Source organism: Sphingobacterium sp. BIGb0116 (genome assembly GCF_024808035.1).
Lineage (GTDB): Bacteria > Bacteroidota > Bacteroidia > Sphingobacteriales > Sphingobacteriaceae > Sphingobacterium > Sphingobacterium paramultivorum.
This window is the reverse complement of sequence record NZ_JANUDT010000001.1, coordinates 1,129,984-1,149,926: the sequence shown is the minus strand read 5'-3', so window position 1 is coordinate 1,149,926 and position 19,943 is coordinate 1,129,984. Positions and strand designations below refer to the sequence as shown.

Genomic DNA, 19,943 nt, shown 5'->3' with positions numbered 1-19,943 from the left:
AGAGAACACGTTTTAGTTTACTTTTATTCCTCCCGATCAAGTATAAACATTGAAAAGGGAAAAGGATAACACGCACTATAAAATCCATACATCATGAGTAAAGACATTAAAAAGGAAAAAAGCACAAAAGAGAAAACGCAATCTTCTTATCAAAAAGAAAAAGATTCTGTTTCGAAAGACTTAACGGAGAATGTTTTCCGTAAAAAAAAGAAATAGGCAATTGAAAAGATAGCTTATTGTTTGCTCTTGCACAAAGGTAGATTAATTTGGAGCGGGTACAAAGGCTGGATTATTAGACCAGGCTTTTGCTCGCTTTTTTCTTTAACAAAACTGAATTTGAGTATCGCATATTATATCTTTATGATGCTTAATTGTCGAGCATAAATCCCATAAAAATATGATCAAAGCATCTATCATATTGGTATCCAAAGGGTAAAAACCACCTTTTCATCAAAGCATTTGACATGGATATCACCGCTGTGAGCCGTGATTATCTGTTTGGAAATATAAAGGCCCAATCCCAGTCCACCTTCTTTCTGGTTTTTTCTTCCAACAAAGGGCTTAAATAGGTTATTGAATATAGGCGCCGCTATCTGATGGCCATCATTTTCTATCTGGAAGATAAATCTGTCACTTTCAATAGAGGACTTTATAACGATTGTATTTTCTGCCAAACCATGTCGGAATGAATTTCCTATGAGATTTGAAAACACCTGTGCCATACGCTCATGATCACATGTTACTGGATGTTTTGCTCCGAGATTTGTCTGTACTTTTCTGTGGGGTGCACTTGTTTGGATCTCACGAAGGGCCTGAAGGATCACTTTATCTAATTCGACCAGATTTTTGTTCAGATGTATTCCCGTGCCGAGCTTACTCCGGGCAAAATCAAGCATGTTATCTATTAGACCTTTCATTCTATAGGACGAATCATAAATAAGCTTGGCCGTTTGTTTATGTTTTGCATTCTCGAGTTTGTCGGCGAGATATTGCGATAAGGTAATGACAGCACTCAATGGATTTTTTAGGTCATGCCCCAACACGGATAATAGCGTATCCCTGCGTTCAGAGTATTGTAATTCTTCACCTAACAGGGCTTGGGTATTTTTTATTTTGGCGATCGAACCCAAATGAAAACTGATCAGTTCAGCTAGAAGTTCAAATAGTGGTGCTATCCGTTCTCTATCAATTGATACGGCTTTATAATCTATCGTGCAGAGGGTTCCAAAGAACAATCCATCATTGTCAACGATCGGGAATGCAATATAACTTTTAAAACCTTTTGCATGCAATTTTCTTTTCCAATCTTCATTTTCACAGTAGTCGATATCGGGGATAATGATAGGAGCATGTTTATCATGTGCCTCATCTCCTAAGGTATAATGTAATTCGAGCTGCTGCCCCGCTGTTACTCCGACTCCGAGCGAATCCCGTACAGCACAGGCTATCCATTGATGGCCATTGTGAGAGGTCACCAGCCCTAGATCCATTCCTGTATATAGACATATGGTGTTCAATATATTCTTTACTGCAGGAATATCTTCGATCCGCATGAGCAAATGGGAGATGGTATCATTATTTTCTTTCATATCTGTTACTGTTGGTGAAATCGAAGTCAATATCAACGACTAAAATATATCACTTTGTAAGGAATGACTATATAATTACAAATTGGAGAATAAGATGTTTGATTTTCTGTTCGAATCTTATGTTAGCGGACCTTATGTCTAAATATAAGCAAAATTTAATCGTTTTTTAGAATCTAATTGTATCAGAGAGGGGTGGATCCCAATTGGAGATACTTATTATTCCGGTTAAAAAGACCTTGATTTTCAATACAAAAAGATGTTTTTATACGTCTTCGTTGGAATATACACGTGAAATGCAGGTGATAGCTCTGCTAATAGAACTAATACTGTTCGATGGATGTTCTAATTTAAAAGCTCTAGGGCAATAAACTTTAAAAAATGGAAACAACAACTAAAAGTAACGCAAGTGAAAATTCTGGAAATGGAACGATGACGAAACAATCCACAGACCACACGAAAAAGCGTTCAGGATCCGATGCTGCAAAAGATTTGGCCGAGCTATTTGAAGACGGGCTTAAAGATATTTATTTGGCGGAAAAAGCTTTGATAAAAGCATTGCCCAAAATGGAAAAAAACGCTACCGCTGAGAAATTAAAAAAAGCGATTTCCAAACACCTTTTGGAAACCGAAGATCATGTGAAACGCTTGGAACAGTGCTTCGATATTCTGGAGCTGAAGCCTAAAGCAGAGCGATGTGCTGCAATGGCAGGGTTGATCGAAGAAGGTGAACATATTATCGAGGAAACCGAAGAAGGAACCGTTAGAGATGCAGGTATTATCGCTGCTGCCCAAAAGATTGAGCATTACGAAATTGCCACATATGGTACGCTCGCGGCATTTGCTAAAGTCTTGAAGTACAATGAGGCCATTCAGCTTTTGCGTGAGACTCTTTCAGAAGAAAAAAAATGTGATTCTGATTTAACTGCCTTGGCGGATACCAACCTCAATACAAAAGCTAAATAAGAGTTACTAAACAAAAAAAATGGATGGATCTTACGTCTGTAAGATCCATTTTTTATAAATGATGATCTCTGAAAAATGTATCTCTGATCAATAGAATTTAAAAAACTCAAGATGAAGAAGAAAATTGTGGTGTGTGATGATGATATAGAAATACTGAATGCATTTTCTATAGTATTGGAGGATCAAGATACGATAGTTATAACGGTAGCGAATAGCTTAGTTCTGATAGACGTGTTGGACAGTATAGATGCTGATATTCTTTTTTTGGATATTCATATGTCTGCACGTAACGGAGACCAAGTACTGCGAGACCTCAGGAGTTCATCTAAACATGATAAGCTGCCCGTAATTATGATTTCAGGTCATATCGATGGACGGAGTATTTCAGTGGAATGTGGAGCCGATGGATTTTTAGCTAAACCTTTTGATCTTATCGACTTGGAAAACTATATACGGAGATTTGTTTATGAAAGTGAATCTTAATATCGTATTTGGTCTCAAACCGTTTAAAATTCCGTGATCCTTGCATCGTAAATCAAATGAGTAGCAAACAATTATTTAAAGACAAATTATAAGCAAGCTTCGTTTAACATATGATGACTTTAATCCCAATGGATATGCAGACAGGAAAATAATCATTCAAAATATGGTAAGCCGTCGTTGCAAAATGATGGTAAAGTCTGAACTAGACAAATTGGGAATACTTTATAAATCCATTGAATTAGGGGAAAAACTCCTATTAAGAAAGTGAAAAAATCTCGAAGAACTTTAGTATTATATCGGAAAATCTACCAATTATATAACAAATTTGTCTAAATGTATAACGTGTAGTGGGGTATAAATCAGAACTTTATTATGAATCGATAATACTATTATTTAGTAAATTTTAAGCTGATGGAGACAGGTATACAATTGAAGATCAAGTTCCTGAGTGAATAGATGGACCACCTACTCATTTAGCAAAGCAAAAAACTACTGAAGATTCAAAAAGTACAAACAGATTATTTAGCACATCTTTTAAGAGAGTTGAAGAAAAAATAGTAACTAAAGAACGATAGCTGATATGGGATACAAATTAGCAGAAATATATACGGATTATAGTGTGATAGTGGAGGAAGGTTCATCCGATGACAATATGCTAGATTCTAGCTGATACATCAGCCTAAGAAAATTAAAGGATAAAAGAGATGAAAAATGTTACTCCATCCATTGTTGCCGATACAGCCTCGGCAAAAAAAAGAATAGCTGTAATCGTTGCGCATCCCGACGATGAGACACTTTGGGCAGGCGGTACAATTCTCGAACATTTTGATTGGCAGGTGTATGTAATAAGTGTATGTCGGGGGGATGATCCCGACCGTGCTTTAAAATTCGATGCTGCACTTAGAGTGCTACGAGCAAATGGTGCAATGGGATGTCTTGATGATGGGGTCCGACAGGTGCCGTTGCACGAATCCGAACTTCAACAGACTATTCTCGCACTGTTGCCACCTATTGTTTATGACCTCGTGATCACACATAATCCTTCAGGCGAGTATACTTATCACAGACGACATGTTGAAGTTAGCGAAGCCGTTATAAAGCTCTGGAAAAACAGAAAGATAAAAAGCAAGGAACTTTGGACATTTGCCTATCACGATGGCAATCGTCAGTTTTATCCGCGACCACATAAAATGGCTCCGATAAAAAATCAGCTCAATCTTGCAATTTATGATACCAAGTATGATATTATGAATAGAATATACGGTTATCCAAAGGAGGGCTGGGAGGTGATTACAACCCCGAGTACAGAAGCGTTTTGGTCATTTACAGATACCGGAAAGGCTATGGTTTGGTTGTCTAAAGGAGGAGTATTGGTATGAGAGTCTTATTATTATACGATTACCCACCATCTCCGGGGGGCTTGTCCACACAGGGCGATCTACTTTATAAGGGATTGCAGGCAATAGGTGTTGATGTTCATGCGGCGCATTGGCAATCTTGTCAGGAGAAAGAATGGTATTATGATTGGTTCAAGCCAGATGTTGTCGTTGGTATTGGATATTGGGGGCATGTTCCGTCGATCGTCGTGCATCCGCAACTTTTTGGAAGAATAGCTGTACCATGGCTTGTAGCCGATGGATATATTGCGAATTATAATGAAATACTTAACGAATTACCACTTATTTTGGTTACTTCTAATTGGGTTAAACAAATGTATGTTAGGGACGGCATTTCAGGAGATAAGATAGAGGTGCTTCCTGTAGGTTGTCCTACGGATTCTTTTGTCCCACATGCGTATTACGATCCCAAAATCGTTGCGGTACGAAAACAGCTTGGCGTGTCGCCAGACGAGATTATGATTCTAACTATTGGTGGAGATGCAGCTTCTAAAGGCGCAAATGAAGTTATGGAGGCACTTGCCTTAATCGACAGGGATGTGCTTCCATGGAAATATGTTTGTAAAGTATGGCCACAGCCGCGCACCTCTTTTCAAAATCAATCTGATCACGACCTCGCCGAACGATTAGGGATTAGTAAAAAAGTAATATATGCAACAAATACCGTTTCGCGCGATTTTATGCCCTATCTAATCGGTGCTTGCGATATCTACGCAGCTCCTTCCAGATTGGAGGGCTTTGGTATGCCCCAGGTTGAGGCAGGGGCATGTGGTAAACCTGTTGTTGGTATCCGTGCGATGGGCATGCTTGATACACTCGTTCATGGAGAAACGGCTCTTTTAGCAGGGGTAGCCAAAGAAATTGTCGTCGACAACGTTATACTAGGTACTGAATCCGGTTATGAGGACAATCATATTATCCATTTTGATATACCTCGTACCGTAGATTACAGGGCGGACGTTAATGATATTGCAGATTGTTTGTCTAGATTGATGCGAGATGCGTCCCTTCGTACTACAATGGGAGCAGCTGGGCGAAAAAGAGTTGAAGAACGATTCGACTACAGGGTAGTAGCCAAGCGATTTGTTAAAATCATGGAAAAATATTTCAAGATCAACTAATTAGAGGAGCAATGCTTACCGAAAAACAATTTGAGGAGATCAATGCTGCAAAGCTAGCTGCTGAAGGAGTATTGTTAAATAATAGTAGTGGGCCATTCCATCACCTTCCGCGCACGGCGGGCTGGGGGTATCCGGAACCCTATACCCGGGATCTTTTATTTTCAATCCTTGGCATTGCTAGTACTCATAATATGCAGCTTTATGATAGTATAAAGAGTGTTTTGAAAGTTTTAGCAATCACCCAGACAGTACATGGCCATATACCATCCATTGTCTATGATCCTAACAATTTGGGGGCAAGTGATACAACACCGTTGTTTCTCATGGCTGTAGGAATATACCGCAAAATGACAGGAAATACAAATTTTCTAGGGCGTGCCGTTAACAAGTCGCTACGTTGGATGACGTACCAGAGTCCTACGGATGACGGGGTTGTTGCCCAGCAACCCACCAGCGACTGGCGGGACGAACAGTGGGTATTGGGGTATGGGTTGTATGTTAATGCCATATATCACAATGCTCTTCAATTATTAGGTTATCAGGAGCGTGCTGATAGGCTCGCAAATGGAGTGAATATTCTATTTGCTAATGAAGATCAGTATTATGCCCTATGGACATATAAATTATACCATAGCGGAAAGTTTGATCTGCTGGGCAATAGCCTTGCCATACTTAGCGGGATAGCATCTTCCCAAAAGGCAGACGCCATCATAGATTGGGTGGAATCCTCCTGCAAGTCTATGCAGAAAGAAGGACAGTTAGCTATAGATCTGCCCCCTAATTTTTTTCCATTTATTTATCCGGGAGATCGCGAATGGCATGAACGATATAACCAGTACAATCAACCTGGCGATTATCACAATGGTGGAATATGGCCTTTTGTCTGTGGTTTCTATATTGCCGCCTTAGTGAAAGCACAGCGATTTGATCTAGCAGAGGTAAAATTACTCTCACTCACAGTGCTTGTTAAGAAGGCTGTAGATTTTAGATTAGAATACGGTTTCAACGAATGGATCAAAAGTCAAGATGCAATACCTAGTGGACAGGATTGGCAGACCTGGAGTGCAGCTTTATATCTATATGCTGCCAAATGCGTTGAAAGTCGGACGGTGCCTTTTTTGTAAATGTTCTATTCACCGTTACTCCAAATAAAGTAGATGCACGTTTAAATTTTACAGCGCAAATTTCCATTTTGACTGTTAAACTTAATATCGAGATTGTAACATTTTTATTTCCCATTTTTGGAAGTCATCGGTTCCTAAAAAACAATATTCTGTTCAACGCTGTCTTATATATAACATAAACAAAGCAAATGAATTTTGATCTCATTAAGTGTGAAGACCTGCAGCAGGCGATACATATACCCAATACTACCGACGACCATAATGAAGAAACATGGTTTGTAAAATTTGGTGAGGAAATAATAGGTGTTGGCCTTTTTCCACAACAAAGCACGAGCTGCGTTTTGGCAATTGTTGGTGATGCTTATGATGACAAAAAGTTAATTGGCGATGTCGGTGCACATGATAAGCTGATTATTGAAGGATTGAATATCGCCTTTGAAGGTTATTTAAGATCTATTCGTGGCGATGTTGTGATCGGGGAAAAGCAAGTGGATGATTAGCACAAGAGATATCTATTCACCCAATTACCTAGGAGCTCAATAGCACCTTTTACGCTATCAGGTTTTCTTCTAAATCTAAGTTTTATACATTATTATTCTCCCGCTCCCGCGTTGTATGATAAGGAAGCAAAAATTGAGATCCGTAACTGGCCCGAAAAAGTCAGGCTAGTTTTTATCGAATATAAAAAATGGTTTAATGATGGTCGCTATAGTTGGCCGCGAGGAAAAAAACTCGTTTTTCAAAAAATGATGAATTGATTGATTATTATTAATAAAGCGTAATTTACCAATTTCGTTTATACCATAGATAGGTGCCTGTCATAGTAAGTAATGCTGGTGTCAACCCGATTAAAGCATAGATAAACTTTACGAGGTAACCACCAAATCCGCCAATATGCAATTGATAAATTGCCCAGGAAATTTTTTTCGAAAAATCTGCTTTTTCAATATCCAGTTGCCCTATAAAGTTTGCATGAACAGGATCGAAAGCAAAATTGCTCGCCTTTCCACTGAACAAAAAGAATGTGGTACTTGGCAGGTGGCCACGGACCAAAATAGGGGATTTGTTATCCTTTGGAATATTTATCGCAATGGGGTCAAATCCCGGAGCAGCTACTTTGCAGTAGTTTAGCAGTTTATCTAAATTTGGTTTTGCCTTGAACGAACCCTGTTGCTGCACCATGGTTTGGTGGTCACAAAGAAGGGGCTGAAAAACGGGGATATTCATCCATACACCTGTTACCAGCAAAACTATATTGAACAAGGCCGACCAAACCCCCACTATCCGATGCAAGGAGGAGTATAATCGTCGTCCCTGCTTGTACAGCGGTACCTGAAATAAAATAACTTTCCTTATATATTTCCGATAGACAACCAGGCCCGAAACTATCGTCAATAAGAGGAGTATGCCGACAATGGCGCAGATAGCCTGTCCGATGCGACCGAGTAAAAAGCTGTAATGCATGGCATATATCCATCTAAAAAATGAACCGCCAAGCTCCTCGTAGTTGCCTTGGCGCAGGATTATGCCCTGATGTGAGTCTACAAAAGCAAAACTCAAATGATTATTGTAAGGACTTTTGGTCTTTCGATAAAGCATAAATTCATAGGGTTCTTCCGATGATAGCGGAAAGTCGTGCAAGACAATTTTTTCCAAACCCGGAAAAGCGTCTGCGACGATTCTATAGGCGCTGTCTGCAGAGATCATAAGCCCGCTGTCGGGCCTATGATAGATGTCTGGATTGAGTGCTCTGTCAAGATCGTGCCGGAATAGCAGCAATGACCCTGTAATCCCCAAGATTAGAAAGAATAGCCCCGAACTTAGTCCCAGCCATCCATGCCAGCGGAATGCCCACTTGGTTATCGTCTTCATGGCTAGAAAGTATAAGATACAGTCAACCGGAACTCGCGCGGGGCATAGGGCACATAGGCGTAGAGACCTATTGGCCTTGTCCAGGCACTCCCATAATTGAATCGGTTGGTCAGGTTATTGATAAGACCATTGATTGCTATTTTGCCGTTTGTCCAACCTAGACCGGCATCCAGGCGAAAGAGCGCTGCAATGGATGGAATTTCATCCTGCGGATATCGGCCAGCTCTACCAGCTTGATATTGGTAGCCTGTCGAAACACTCAGTCCAGCCAGTTTCTCAAAAGGAAGCCGATAATTTAGCCACGTGTTTTGTATATGCCGTACGCGATAGGGGGTAGCCTTACCTATCAGTGCTGGATTGGCATCGGCGGAAATATAACTATCAGTATACGCATAATTAATGACAGCATTCAAACCCTTGACAATTTCACCTTTGAGGTCAAACTCAATTCCTTTTGACTTGGTCTGCCCAATTTGTGATTGCAGGTTTGTCGAAGGGTCTGTCACCAAGATATTGTCGCGGGTAATATGGTAAAGGGATAGAGTACTGTTCCATTTGCCATCCCACCAGTCTTTTTTTAAACCAATTTCATAATTTTTCCCCCGTAGTGGATCGAATGTTCTCCCATCAGCACTCAAGCCACTCTGTGGCGTAAAAGTATGGTCATATAATGCATAAAATGAGGCGTTTGTGCTAAGTGCATAATTTACACCGAGACGAGGTGTAAGGACGAGATCCGAAACACTGGATTCTGCAGGGATATCAATATGGCTTGTCGATTGTGTTAGACGTGCCGCCAAGGTTAAATGTAGCCGGTCCTGTAAGAAACTAAGCTCATCCTGTAGGTAAAAAGCCAAATATTTTATCTGCTGTTTGTTTGTCGCAATGCTTTCGAGTGAACCTGACTTTTTGTTGTCATCGAATGGTGTACCATACACGGGGTTATTAACATCTAGCGGATATAGCGTTTGGTTGGCACTTTTGTCATTATATCCTGAATAGCCGAGTAACGACTTTCGATTTCCGTCCAAGCTGGCCAAAATGTGATGATCGAGCTCACCTGTTTTGAATAGACCGTTCACATAGACCTGAATGGAAGCAACATCGGTCGCAAATCTTTCATAAGTAACACGTCTTTTGATTTCGGACGGTCGGTTTTTATCATAGGCAGATACAAAAAAATAGTTGCCATCCATGTGGTTATTGGCGTAAGCAGTTTTCGCTGTCAGGTTCCAGTTTCTGCTTAGTTTTTTTGTATACGTTAAAAATGCGCTGTGTTCCACTGCCTGTACAGGATCCTTCTGTGGGTCAGCAATACTGAAATCACGTGGGAGGGATGCGAATCCATAGGGAGAGAATACCGTGAGTAGATATTGGAGAAAGGATTGTTTTTGAAAACTATATTCCGCCGTTAGGGACGATGTGGAGTCTATACTGTATGTCAGGCTCGGATTGACCACGACCTTGTCATTAAATGCAAAGCGTTGAAATGAACGCGATTTTTGTCCTACTGCATTTAATCTATAGCGCCACTTATTATCCTTATCGAAACTGCCGTCCAGATCAGTGCCAAGACGGTAGAGATCCCAGCTTCCTGTCTGAAAGAAAACTTGGTTGGATGTGATACCTGTTGGTTTCTTGGTGACGAGGTTAAAAGATCCGGCGGGATCACCGATTGCATTCATAAAGCCCGAGGGACCCTTGATAAATTCCAATCGATCGATCATATTGGCGTCTTCCGGCATAGGCCCGTAATAGATCATGGACATGTCAACACCATTGCGTAAGGTATTGATCCCAGCCCCGCGCATAAATAGAAAGGGACCATAAAAATCGGCGGTATTGTTGCGCATGACACCACTGACATTCCTGCTAATGGCTTCGTTGATATTAATTGCCTGCTGGTCGGTAATGATACTATGGTCTATTTCCTGAATATTTTGTGGAAGTTGGAGTAGGGGAACCTGTAGCTTTAAAGTGTTGGATGCAGCATCCAATTTGTATTTTCTGTAATATTTGGAAGTGACAAGAGCTTCGTCAAGCCTGATGCTGTCGCGTAGCCTAGATGATGAATCTGGTAAAGAATGTTGTGCATATACTATACTGCCTGACAATGCAAGCAATACGGAAAATGAGTATTTCATGAATTTATGTTGCCTTTGATGATTTTTTCTAAGAATAATTCAATGGCCGATAGTGCCATTGTAGGGAAAGTAACTAGGCAGCAATAGGGGGGCGAAATAAACGATTTGAGTCTATACTGTGATATTTTGTAAAAACCGGTCCCAGTGGAATCGATTTTATTTCAACGGAAGCTGGAATGAAGGAAAATAGTGCATACGAATTAATGAAATCATACACTTCAGCCTTAAGCTTCGCTGTTGGATTCTGCTTTTCTTTCTCCTGTGCCTTCCTGATTTTTTTCATTAACACACAATTTCCATTACAGTGCAATTGTGGTTTATCGCGGTTTTCACAAAGATACTTCGCAATGTAATCTTTGTTTACATAAAATGCACCTATGACAACATAGCCCCAGCTAGCTTGGACGAGCAAGGAAATTGTCAAGAAGTATAGGAGCACTTTTTTCATTTGGCCAAACTTAGATAAATTGTTTCTGAAATACAATTTAATTTTTTGGAAGTCAATTATTGCTTTACCGGACAGTTCGTATTTCTTAACAAATGGTAATTGTAGCTTGTTCAGATCATCCGAACTTTATAAATAAAAGGATATGAAAAGCAAACAAGTATTACTGACCGGAGTTACCGGTTTTTTAGGTTCACATACGGCTATTCAATTGCTCGATAAGGGTTATGAGGTGATAGGTACACTACTTACCAAAGATCGCATCTCGTCGATAAAAGGGATAATTGGGCAGCATACCGATCATTTGGATAAGCTGCACTTTGCAGTTGCAGATTTAAGCGATCCCCATGTCTGGAACGATCTTGCAAAGGGAGTAGACTTTATCCAACATGTTGCATCACCTTTCCCGGCAACACTACCCAAGAATGAGGATGAATTAATAATACCGGCAAAAAACGGTGTCCTAAATATTTTGAGAGCCGCCGTGGAGAACAACGTTAAGCGAGTCGTGATGACCTCTTCATTAGCTGCTGTAGCCTATGGGCAGCAAGAGAAAGATCCAAACAAAATTTTTACTGAAAACGATTGGACAGATATAAGCGGTAAGGGCGATCTGACGCCTTACTATAAAAGTAAAACCATCGCCGAAAAAGTAGCCTGGGATTTTATTGGACAAGAAGCTGGTCCGCTCCAATTGGTTACAGTATGTCCCGGGGCTATTTTGGGGCCGGTGATCGAAAAGGATTATGGTACTTCTGCAGAGATCGTTGTCGCTTTGATGAACTGTAGTTATCCTGCTTTACCCAAGATCGGTTTTGATCTTGTCGATGTTCGTTCTGTAGCTGATTTACTTATTTTGGCGATGGAAAGTCCAAAAGCAGCGGGCAATAGGTATATCGCTGCAGCAGGCTATTCTACCCTTAAGTCAGTGGCGCTTATCCTCAAGGAAAATTTTCCGGAGCGGAAAATTCCTACAACGGAATTTCCTAACTTTATAACAAGAATGCTGGCGCAGTTTCGCCCAGAGCTCAAACCCGTTTTATTGGAGATGGTCAGGAGGAAAACAGACCTCAGTAAAGCGCAGAAAGAACTGGGATGGCAGCCCATTCCTGTTACGGAAGCTATAATTGCTTGCGCTAAAAGTCTTTTGGAACTACAAATCGTAAAATAATGGAAAAACTCAAGGCTGCACTTGCTTTTGGAGGAATACTTGCGGCAAGTGACATTGATCTGCTTGGCGCAAGTTTTAAATTACGTCAGGTAAAAGCAGGCAGCTATATCGAGGAGCTCCATGAAGTAGCCTCTGAGATTCTCTTTGTTGAAAGCGGTGTATTACGTTTGCTGGGTGTAGACGCATCAGGCAATGATGTCACAAAGCATTTTATCAAAGAGCGGCAATTTTTTGCAAATCTTGAAAGTTACTACACTAAGCAGCCGGCAAACGAGGCTATTCAGGCAGTTATTGCCAGTAAAATATATACGATAGCTTTTTCAGTTTTTGAACGTTATTTTCAGACTATTCCAAATCTATACGTATATTTTAAAACCCTTAGTGAGGCTTCGCTGTTGCAAAAAATAAAAGATAATGATTTTCTGAACTATGGTGATGCGAAAACCAAATACCTGGAATTATTGAGACGTTACCCTGAGATTGTTCAACAGGTTCCACAGCAGTATATCGCCTCTTATCTAAAAATAACTCCGCAGTCTTTGAGCAGAATAAGGAAAGAGCTTGCTTAAATGCGATTAAATCATTTCAAATAGTGCGACATTCATCAGATCGGCTTCACTCGCATAAACGAAATTGGATTGTTGTTTAGTAATTTCTGATGGAATGTGTGTTGGCGGCTGTGACGGCAGGCTTAATTTTACTTTCCGAAGCGAAAAGTTGGTTGTGCTGGCTTTCTACAACATTATTCTTTACCATCATAGAGATTCGCTGAGTCGTCATTAACTGTTGCTCCCCAATTTGGTGGATATCCCATACCATTTTGGCCTAGAAAGATGATAAAGGTTTTTTTGTTATCTTTCCAAATATATACTTGTGCACCATAATCCATTGTAAATCCTGTGTCAATGTCTAGGTTAATGGGAAATGTGACAATATAGTATTCTCTATTATCTTTGTTTTCTTTCCATAAATTGTTTGGGTCATTTTTTATTTCCATTTTCCGATTTAGGGTAAGGGGGAGGGCTTTATTCAATATTACTTTTGGGATAAGATAATCTCTATACACCTCTTGGAATTGTGGTTGTTGATAAACTTTTCTGGCGATATCGATTATTTCACTATCCTGTGCCCAAGATAACAATGGCAGAATTATTAGTAGTAACAGCGTGAAGTATTTCATTTTCATATTGTTTAATTTTGACGATAAGTAGAAGTTCTACATACTGTGTCTATTGAATGGCCTACTCTAATCCAGTACATTACATTTGGGTACATATCACTTACACAATCTATAACAATTATAACAAATCTGGTAATTATTACAAATTTAATGTCTGCCTCCTAAAAATCAGCGGGTCTAACGAGATCATATGACACATAAGTCAATGGTGTATGGGTATAAAAAATGATACTGAGACATAATTTTGAGGAAAATGCGCATCCAAGATAGCGGTTTTAGAGATCTTTAGATCGGATGTGATTATCCTCAATGACAATATTATTTTTTATTCAATTAATTTTTTTTATATCATATAATTATCGGTATTTTGCTGACGAGATTTAGCCTATATAATCTAATGAATTTTATTACTGTAATTAAACAAATTACTAGGAGGTATAATATAGTTTTCCTCTGTAGTAGTCTTATCTTTTTAACAGCTTCCTGTGTAAAGGAGGAAACCGTAGTTCCCCCCGATAGCAATCCTACTGAGGTTGTCCTTTTGACACCGGAGAGTAACGCTGGTAATAATCTGATTTTGGCTGCCGAGGTCAGATATTTGAATAATAGCGACGCTATTCAATCGCATGGCTTCTTAATTGAGAGATATGTTGGCGAAACTTCGGTAAAAAAGGAATATGGCATTACCACAAGTTTAAAATCAGGTCGCATCACGTTTAAAGTTCCCGACCCTGAGAATTACGAAGAGGGTATTTACTATAATTACAGGTATTTTGTGCGGACGGAGAAAGGGCTTTATTTCACTCAACCAGCGAGGTTTTTGGTCAGTAGCCTTAAAGTAAAGGCTAAAGAAGACCTGATATTAGCTGTAGGAGAGATCATTACTGTTGAAGGCGAGTTTGGAAATGCTGATAAGAACTACGGTTTATATTATGGTTATGCAGCCTCCGAGGATCAGAAAGTACCTTTTGAAGTTACCAGCTCGGGTAAAAGCATACGTTTTAAAGTGCCAGAAGGAATAGAGCAAGGTAATTATGCAACCTTTAGATTAATTAGCAAGGATAAAAATGGGCCACTATTAACGGCTATCGTCGCTCAGGGCTTTATTCTAGCGACCTTAGCTGCGCCTTCGACTTGTGCTTTTTATGTCGATGAATATCTGCAGTTACCTTCTTCTGTTAGAGAATATAATGAAAATGCCAGACTGCAGGTTTTTATTGGAAATGTTTTCATGAAGCACTCCAGCTACTTGCGGATTTATGACTTTGTGAAGAGTCAGAAAGGTAAGAGTTTCCCAATAGGATATACGAATGGGCGCGACACGATCACCTTTCCAAAGCCTTTACAGCTTATTGAAGCCGATCCAAATGAATTCAAAGTGATTCCGGAATACGTACATCCGGGGACTAAATTTGACATATCAGGGCCAGATCCCGGCAGATTTGATTTTTATGGTTACTCCACCGTCGGAAATAAAGAAGCTTATTATATCCTGCGAGACAATACATTAAAAAAAGGGGAATTAACAATAGGCGATCTTCCAGACGGTGAATACTCACTGGAAATGAAGAATAGTTTCTTCAGCTATAAAAGCAATAACAAAATTAAAGTAAAGAGTGTACATGTCAACTCAAGTAACCTCGAGGAATGTTATCCGGGAGATAAAATAAAGTTGAAGGGCACATTTATAAAAGGACGGTCCTATGGGTTGTTTATTGGCCCGGTTCAAGAAAGCTATTATTCAACCTGTAATACCGATGGTGAGATCATGTTTGAAATACCTGCAATCAAAGCTGGAAATTTCCAGGCGCAGGTAGTTTATTCCAGCGAGATGGGACAGCGAAAAACCTACTATTCCAATGCCTTTCCCCTGAAGGTCAAGGCTACTGTAATCAATTCGGTCTATCCATTACGTGCGACGGCGGGAACTCTGATCACTATTGAGGGACATGGAATGAACGGATATAAGGTGCGAATCGCTGATAAGGAGATCCCACATACGACATCCCAAAACGATAAAATTCAGTTTATAGTCCCCACAGATCTAGCAAAAGGTAAATACCGAGTGAACGCAAGATTTTTTAATTATGTCATCGAAAACGTGATTTTCGCCGATGATTACCTTGAAATACTTTAATCGCATAAGATAAGTTATGAGAAAGACCAGATCTATACATATAGTTGCATTTTTTTTCCTTTGGCTACCTATCGGCTGTTTCAGCATTTTGGTTGGATGCAAAAAGAAAGAAGTCGTCGTGCCTGTGGATTACAGCCCCGTTCAATTGGAAACCACTACGTTCAGTAATTTAGAAGATAAAACGGTAACGTTAAATGGAAATATAGCCCGATTAAATGGGATGCCTGTGGAGGATTATGGATTTCTGATCCAAAAGATCACAACGGCAAACGATGAGAAAGAAATTGTTGCCAGCATGGGAAGCAAGGCTACCGTCGGGGATATTACATTGAAATACCAGCACAGTAGTAATTTTGAGTTAGGAGATCGCTATCGGTATTCATTTTATGTTAAAACAAAAAATGGTTTCTACCGGGGAAAGCCCAACACGTTTGAAGTGGACGGGATCAAGATTAATCTTTTGGAAGATAAACTTGTGCCAAATAACAATAAAGTAACCGTTACTGGCGATTTTCAGTTTCTCTCCGAAAATATAAAGTTATATTACCAGAGCCAATATCAGAGTGAGCAAGTCATGCCATATCAAATCGGTAACGACCGAAAAAGTCTTAACTTTATCTTCCCAAAATCAGACAATTTCTATCATGGAAATCAGGTGTCTTTTTTCTTACGTGTCAATGATAAATCAGGCTATACAAATAGTAGGGCAGTAGCGAACATTCAGGTTTTAGGTGTAGCCAATCCACCTGAAAAAACTAAATTTTATCTAAATGAGCCTATACCGATACGCGGGGCTGCCATCAAATGGGACAGAATGCCCATGTCAGCGCCATTTTATATGCTGATCAATGGAAAAAAAGTTGAATGCTATCATCAGGTTAATCTCTATGACATTGAAAGTCTCAAAGGTGGTAAATTCCAACTGGGCTACCATAATGGGAAAGACTCTGTTGTTTTCAAAGATTCCATCGAATTGATCAAACCTCTCGGTAGCAATATTCATTTTGCAAAAAAAGTGATCCATTCCCCTTCCTTAATGATGGTAGATGGAATTGATATGTACACCTATCTGATGAAGCCTGAAAAGGCTACTTATTTTCTGGGTAAACATGGCATCGCACATTATTTTGATAGTAGTAACGGGAGCCTAGAGACTTTTACCGTACGTGATGTCCCAGATGGTATTTACAATTTTGGATACAATAGTCCTTATTATTCGGTCAGCTCCGTTGAGCAAGTGGAGGTCAGAAATCTGAAGTGGAATACACCTGCAGATTTGACAAGATTTGTTGGCGAGCCGTTTACGATTACAGGCAATTTTATAGATGGTCATGCTTATTCAGTCATCGGAAATGGAATTTACGAGTTTCCTGTTGCTCAAGATGGTAAAATACAATTTTCCTTGCCCGGTTATATCATTGGCAGTACAGAAATTCAGATCGGCTATAGTGTAAATTATAATTTTAATGAGAACTATTATGCGCCAAAAAAACAGCAACTATATATCAATAATTTTGAGGTTAATAATATTAGTCCTTTAAAAGGGTATCCCGGTGATATCGTAACGATTAAAGGGAGAGGACTCAGTCAGATTGAACTGACCCTAGGCGGTGCATACGCGACGAGCATCTTCCGGAGCTCAGAAGAGCTTCAATTTATGGTACCTGCGTTTGCACCTAGAGGAAAAGGCGAAATTATCATGACGATGCACAACAAAACCATGAAATATAAAGATCTTTTTGAAGTTCAGTAGCGAGCAGGGATCGTTCGAACCTTGATTGCTTCAGATGACGGATAGGACGCGTAATTTTGAGAGAAAGGATATAGATAGCGTTTACAAAATTTATATCCTTTCCGTTTTCTTTATTGATAGTTTTCATGAATTCTTATCAACAGTTCGCAGATTCTTTCAATATTTGCATTGTTTTTCCGATTTATCTTTTCCAGTCTTACTTTAAAATTTTCTAGTTCCTGTTTTACAACTTCAATTGCTATCTTTAAAGATGAAATGTCAATTGAAACTAATAAATCTTTTGGTGTAGGGGTTTAAATCAGTTCTATCAGCGCTTATTTTGAAATTATTGACGATTAGATTAAGGGCTTTGGAATTCTGAGTAGCGGTGAAAAATTGAGCTCTGGGTAAGTCTTTACGTTTTTTTATTTAAAAAGAGTCTTTTTTATAAGTTTTGGAGTCATTCGTGATTTTAAATCTGCTTTTGAAAAAAGAGATTTAAAAACTAATGGTGTGCAAATACATTTATAAAATTGATAAGAGGTATGAAGAGCAAATTAAATGGCAAGATGGACAACAGGAGGGAGTTTGTCTTACAAGTCGCTAAAGAAATGTTTTCGATCAACGGATTTCATAACACGAGTATAAGGGATATCGCAGGTGTTGTACCAATGAATACGTCAATGGTATCTTATTATTTCCAAAATAAAGAAAACCTACTTGTTCAGATTTTGGAAAATATACAAAAAGATATCTTGGAGATATTTGCAGCAATAAAACTCCATGCTGATTACAAGGAAAAGTTAAAATCTTTTATTAATCGCTGTATTGATTATTCATGCGCTTCGGCTAATGGTGTGAGATTGCTTTTTCAAACCTTAGTGATTGACGTCAGTGAGCCAATCGTGAATAAAGCACGTGAGATAGTCGCCATGTTTCAGAGTTTTTTTGTTGATCTGATCGATAAAGGCAAAATAGAAGGTAGTTTTTCTACAAGTGAAAGTAGCAATATACTTTACAATTTTGTGTTAGGTACAATAAATAATGCACTTCAATGCCTGGAAATACAAGAACTTAAAAATGAAAACGATTGTAAGTTAGTGATGAAAGATGTCAATCTATTTGTTATCAATGGGTTATCATATTATTTGGGCTGTGATTTGACATAAGATGTTACATAAGCTACTATTAATCAGTCTTTTTACTAATTAATAGCTTCTTTTTGACTATTCATTTTATAAATAATGCATTAATTTTAGTTATTATTATAAGGACAACGAAAGGGACTTCATCAACAAGGTGATTGTCCCTTTTTTTTACTGCAATACTCATTATCTAATTTAAGTCATAATGAATATTTACGTCTTTTTACCAAGTTGATGGATCTTCCTGTCTTTTTAGACGCAAATATGGCCTCTATATTTGTACGCATCAAAAATAAAGGAAAATATATGAATTTAAAGAGCGGTCTGAACACTGTTGTAGGATTAGGAGTACTCGTCAGTTTTTTTTCATGCCAGAGTAAAGGAACTCCGGCGACAAATTCCGCTGCTCCCGAAGTTTCGGTGCAGCAAGTTCAAACTGGAAGCGGTGAAGCAAAAAATACCTATGCAGCGTCAGTTGAGGGAATTACAAACGTTGAGGTAAGACCTCAAATTTCAGGTTATTTAAATAAAATATTTGTTGATGAGGGAGCTTATGTCCAAACTGGTCAACTGCTCTTTAAAATTGATGACCGGCCTTTTGTTGAGCAATATAACACAGCGAAAGCTGCAGTTCGTGTCGCTGAAGCCAATCTTAAAAACATTAAAATTGATCTTGATAGAAAAGTTGAATTGGTAGACAACAAAATTGTCTCTGATCTACAAGTGACGCAGGCCAAAGCATCATATGAAGCATCTTTAGCGAGCTTAGAACAGGCCAAAGCTACAATGAATGCGGCGAAGATCAACCTCGACTTTTGCCTCGTTAAAGCTTCTGTGTCCGGATATATCGGTCGGATTCCCTATCGTTTAGGGAGCTTGGTCAGCGCTTCATCAGTAGAACCGCTGACATTATTGACAGATATCAATCAGGTCTACACATACTTCAGTATGAGTGAAAGCGATTTTGCCAATTATCAGACAAAACAGGAGGGAAATCAGCGAAAAGACTCTGTGGAACTCACACTGTCTAATGGTAACAAATATTCCCAAAAAGGTATTATCGATGCTGTGACCGGACAATTTGATAAAAATACAGGATCTATAGCTATTCGTGCCCGATTTAATAATCCTAAAAGGGAATTAAGAGCGGGAAATACAGGCCGCATCGAAATGACTACGGCACTTGATAATGTACTACTTGTTCCTATAAAGGCTACTGTTGCAGTGCAAGACAAAATATATGTGTATAAGCTGGATAAAGACAATAGAGCTAGTCAGGTCGATATACAAGTTGGAGGGAAGACCACTGAAGATTACTATGTGCTATCTGGGGTGCAAGCTGGAGATCGCATTATTACAGGTGGTTTAGGTTTTGTTAGGCCTGGAGCCATCGTTACGCCTAAAAAGTAAGTTGTCTGTCGTAGTTATACGATATTCTGA

Annotated in this window: 18 protein-coding genes; 13 read left to right on the top strand and 5 right to left on the bottom strand. The window is 39.2% G+C overall.

Features of this window, described 5'->3' with window-relative positions:
* Window positions 1-93 precede the first annotated feature (93 nt).
* Complete coding sequence (locus tag M2419_RS04805; protein WP_257787001.1) at window positions 94-216, top strand: hypothetical protein; 123 nt, start codon at window positions 94-96, stop codon at window positions 214-216.
* A 197-nt stretch (window positions 217-413) separates the two neighbouring features.
* Here the strand turns inward: M2419_RS04805 and M2419_RS04800 are convergent, their stop codons facing one another.
* Complete coding sequence (locus M2419_RS04800; protein WP_159728161.1) at window positions 414-1,589, bottom strand: GAF domain-containing sensor histidine kinase; 1,176 nt, start codon at window positions 1,587-1,589, stop codon at window positions 414-416.
* 378 nt (window positions 1,590-1,967) lie between these two features.
* On the opposite strand from M2419_RS04800, the gene M2419_RS04795 reads away from it, so the two are divergent.
* From M2419_RS04795 to M2419_RS04770, 6 genes are all read left to right on the top strand, one after another.
* Entirely contained in the window at window positions 1,968-2,552 is a 585-nt protein-coding gene (locus M2419_RS04795) for a ferritin-like domain-containing protein (RefSeq protein WP_259254382.1), read from the top strand.
* Window positions 2,553-2,663: 111 nt separating this feature from the next.
* Window positions 2,664-3,035: a response regulator gene (locus tag M2419_RS04790; RefSeq protein ID WP_075993718.1), complete on the top strand. Its 372-nt coding sequence runs from the start codon at window positions 2,664-2,666 to the stop codon at window positions 3,033-3,035.
* A gap of 704 nt (window positions 3,036-3,739) precedes the next feature.
* On the top strand, window positions 3,740-4,414 hold the full coding sequence (locus M2419_RS04785) for a PIG-L deacetylase family protein (protein ID WP_159728157.1): 675 nt from the start codon (window positions 3,740-3,742) through the stop codon (window positions 4,412-4,414).
* The gene (locus tag M2419_RS04780) at window positions 4,411-5,553 is read left to right on the top strand and encodes a glycosyltransferase family 4 protein (RefSeq protein ID WP_075993716.1); all 1,143 of its coding nucleotides are present in this window, start codon (window positions 4,411-4,413) and stop codon (window positions 5,551-5,553) included. Before M2419_RS04785 ends, M2419_RS04780 begins: the two co-directional genes overlap by 4 nt.
* A gap of 11 nt (window positions 5,554-5,564) precedes the next feature.
* Window positions 5,565-6,677, top strand: coding sequence for a glycoside hydrolase 100 family protein (locus tag M2419_RS04775; protein WP_259254381.1), 1,113 nt, complete (start codon window positions 5,565-5,567; stop codon window positions 6,675-6,677).
* Window positions 6,678-6,865: 188 nt separating this feature from the next.
* Entirely contained in the window at window positions 6,866-7,177 is a 312-nt protein-coding gene (locus tag M2419_RS04770; RefSeq protein WP_159728153.1) for a hypothetical protein, read from the top strand.
* Window positions 7,178-7,460: 283 nt separating this feature from the next.
* On the opposite strand, the gene M2419_RS04765 is transcribed toward M2419_RS04770, so the two are convergent.
* From M2419_RS04765 to M2419_RS04755, 3 genes are all read right to left on the bottom strand, one after another.
* The gene (locus tag M2419_RS04765; RefSeq protein ID WP_259254377.1) at window positions 7,461-8,549 is read right to left on the bottom strand and encodes a PepSY domain-containing protein; all 1,089 of its coding nucleotides are present in this window, start codon (window positions 8,547-8,549) and stop codon (window positions 7,461-7,463) included.
* A gap of 2 nt (window positions 8,550-8,551) precedes the next feature.
* The gene (locus M2419_RS04760; RefSeq protein ID WP_259254376.1) at window positions 8,552-10,693 is read right to left on the bottom strand and encodes a TonB-dependent siderophore receptor; all 2,142 of its coding nucleotides are present in this window, start codon (window positions 10,691-10,693) and stop codon (window positions 8,552-8,554) included.
* A 73-nt stretch (window positions 10,694-10,766) separates the two neighbouring features.
* Window positions 10,767-11,141, bottom strand: a complete 375-nt coding sequence (locus tag M2419_RS04755; RefSeq protein ID WP_182330976.1) for a hypothetical protein — start codon at window positions 11,139-11,141, stop codon at window positions 10,767-10,769.
* Between the two features lie 142 nt (window positions 11,142-11,283).
* Here M2419_RS04755 and M2419_RS04750 point away from each other — a divergent pair, with 142 nt between their 5' ends.
* Together M2419_RS04750 and M2419_RS04745 are read left to right on the top strand one after the other, a co-directional pair.
* Window positions 11,284-12,309 (top strand): aldehyde reductase, encoded by a 1,026-nt coding sequence (locus M2419_RS04750; protein ID WP_259254375.1) that lies wholly within the window; start codon window positions 11,284-11,286, stop codon window positions 12,307-12,309.
* Window positions 12,309-12,878: a Crp/Fnr family transcriptional regulator gene (locus tag M2419_RS04745; RefSeq protein ID WP_259254374.1), complete on the top strand. Its 570-nt coding sequence runs from the start codon at window positions 12,309-12,311 to the stop codon at window positions 12,876-12,878. The genes M2419_RS04750 and M2419_RS04745 overlap by 1 nt, the downstream gene beginning before the upstream one ends.
* A gap of 173 nt (window positions 12,879-13,051) precedes the next feature.
* On the opposite strand, the gene M2419_RS04740 is transcribed toward M2419_RS04745, so the two are convergent.
* On the bottom strand, window positions 13,052-13,489 hold the full coding sequence (locus tag M2419_RS04740; RefSeq protein WP_259254373.1) for a hypothetical protein: 438 nt from the start codon (window positions 13,487-13,489) through the stop codon (window positions 13,052-13,054).
* A 397-nt stretch (window positions 13,490-13,886) separates the two neighbouring features.
* Between M2419_RS04740 and M2419_RS04735 the strand changes: the two genes are divergently transcribed.
* From M2419_RS04735 to M2419_RS04720, 4 genes are all read left to right on the top strand, one after another.
* Entirely contained in the window at window positions 13,887-15,626 is a 1,740-nt protein-coding gene (locus tag M2419_RS04735; RefSeq protein WP_259254372.1) for an IPT/TIG domain-containing protein, read from the top strand.
* A gap of 16 nt (window positions 15,627-15,642) precedes the next feature.
* The gene (locus M2419_RS04730) at window positions 15,643-17,379 is read left to right on the top strand and encodes an IPT/TIG domain-containing protein (RefSeq protein ID WP_259254371.1); all 1,737 of its coding nucleotides are present in this window, start codon (window positions 15,643-15,645) and stop codon (window positions 17,377-17,379) included.
* A gap of 524 nt (window positions 17,380-17,903) precedes the next feature.
* Complete coding sequence (locus tag M2419_RS04725; protein WP_182330982.1) at window positions 17,904-18,527, top strand: TetR/AcrR family transcriptional regulator; 624 nt, start codon at window positions 17,904-17,906, stop codon at window positions 18,525-18,527.
* Between the two features lie 282 nt (window positions 18,528-18,809).
* Window positions 18,810-19,913: an efflux RND transporter periplasmic adaptor subunit gene (locus M2419_RS04720; RefSeq protein WP_259254370.1), complete on the top strand. Its 1,104-nt coding sequence runs from the start codon at window positions 18,810-18,812 to the stop codon at window positions 19,911-19,913.
* Window positions 19,914-19,943: the final 30 nt, after the last annotated feature.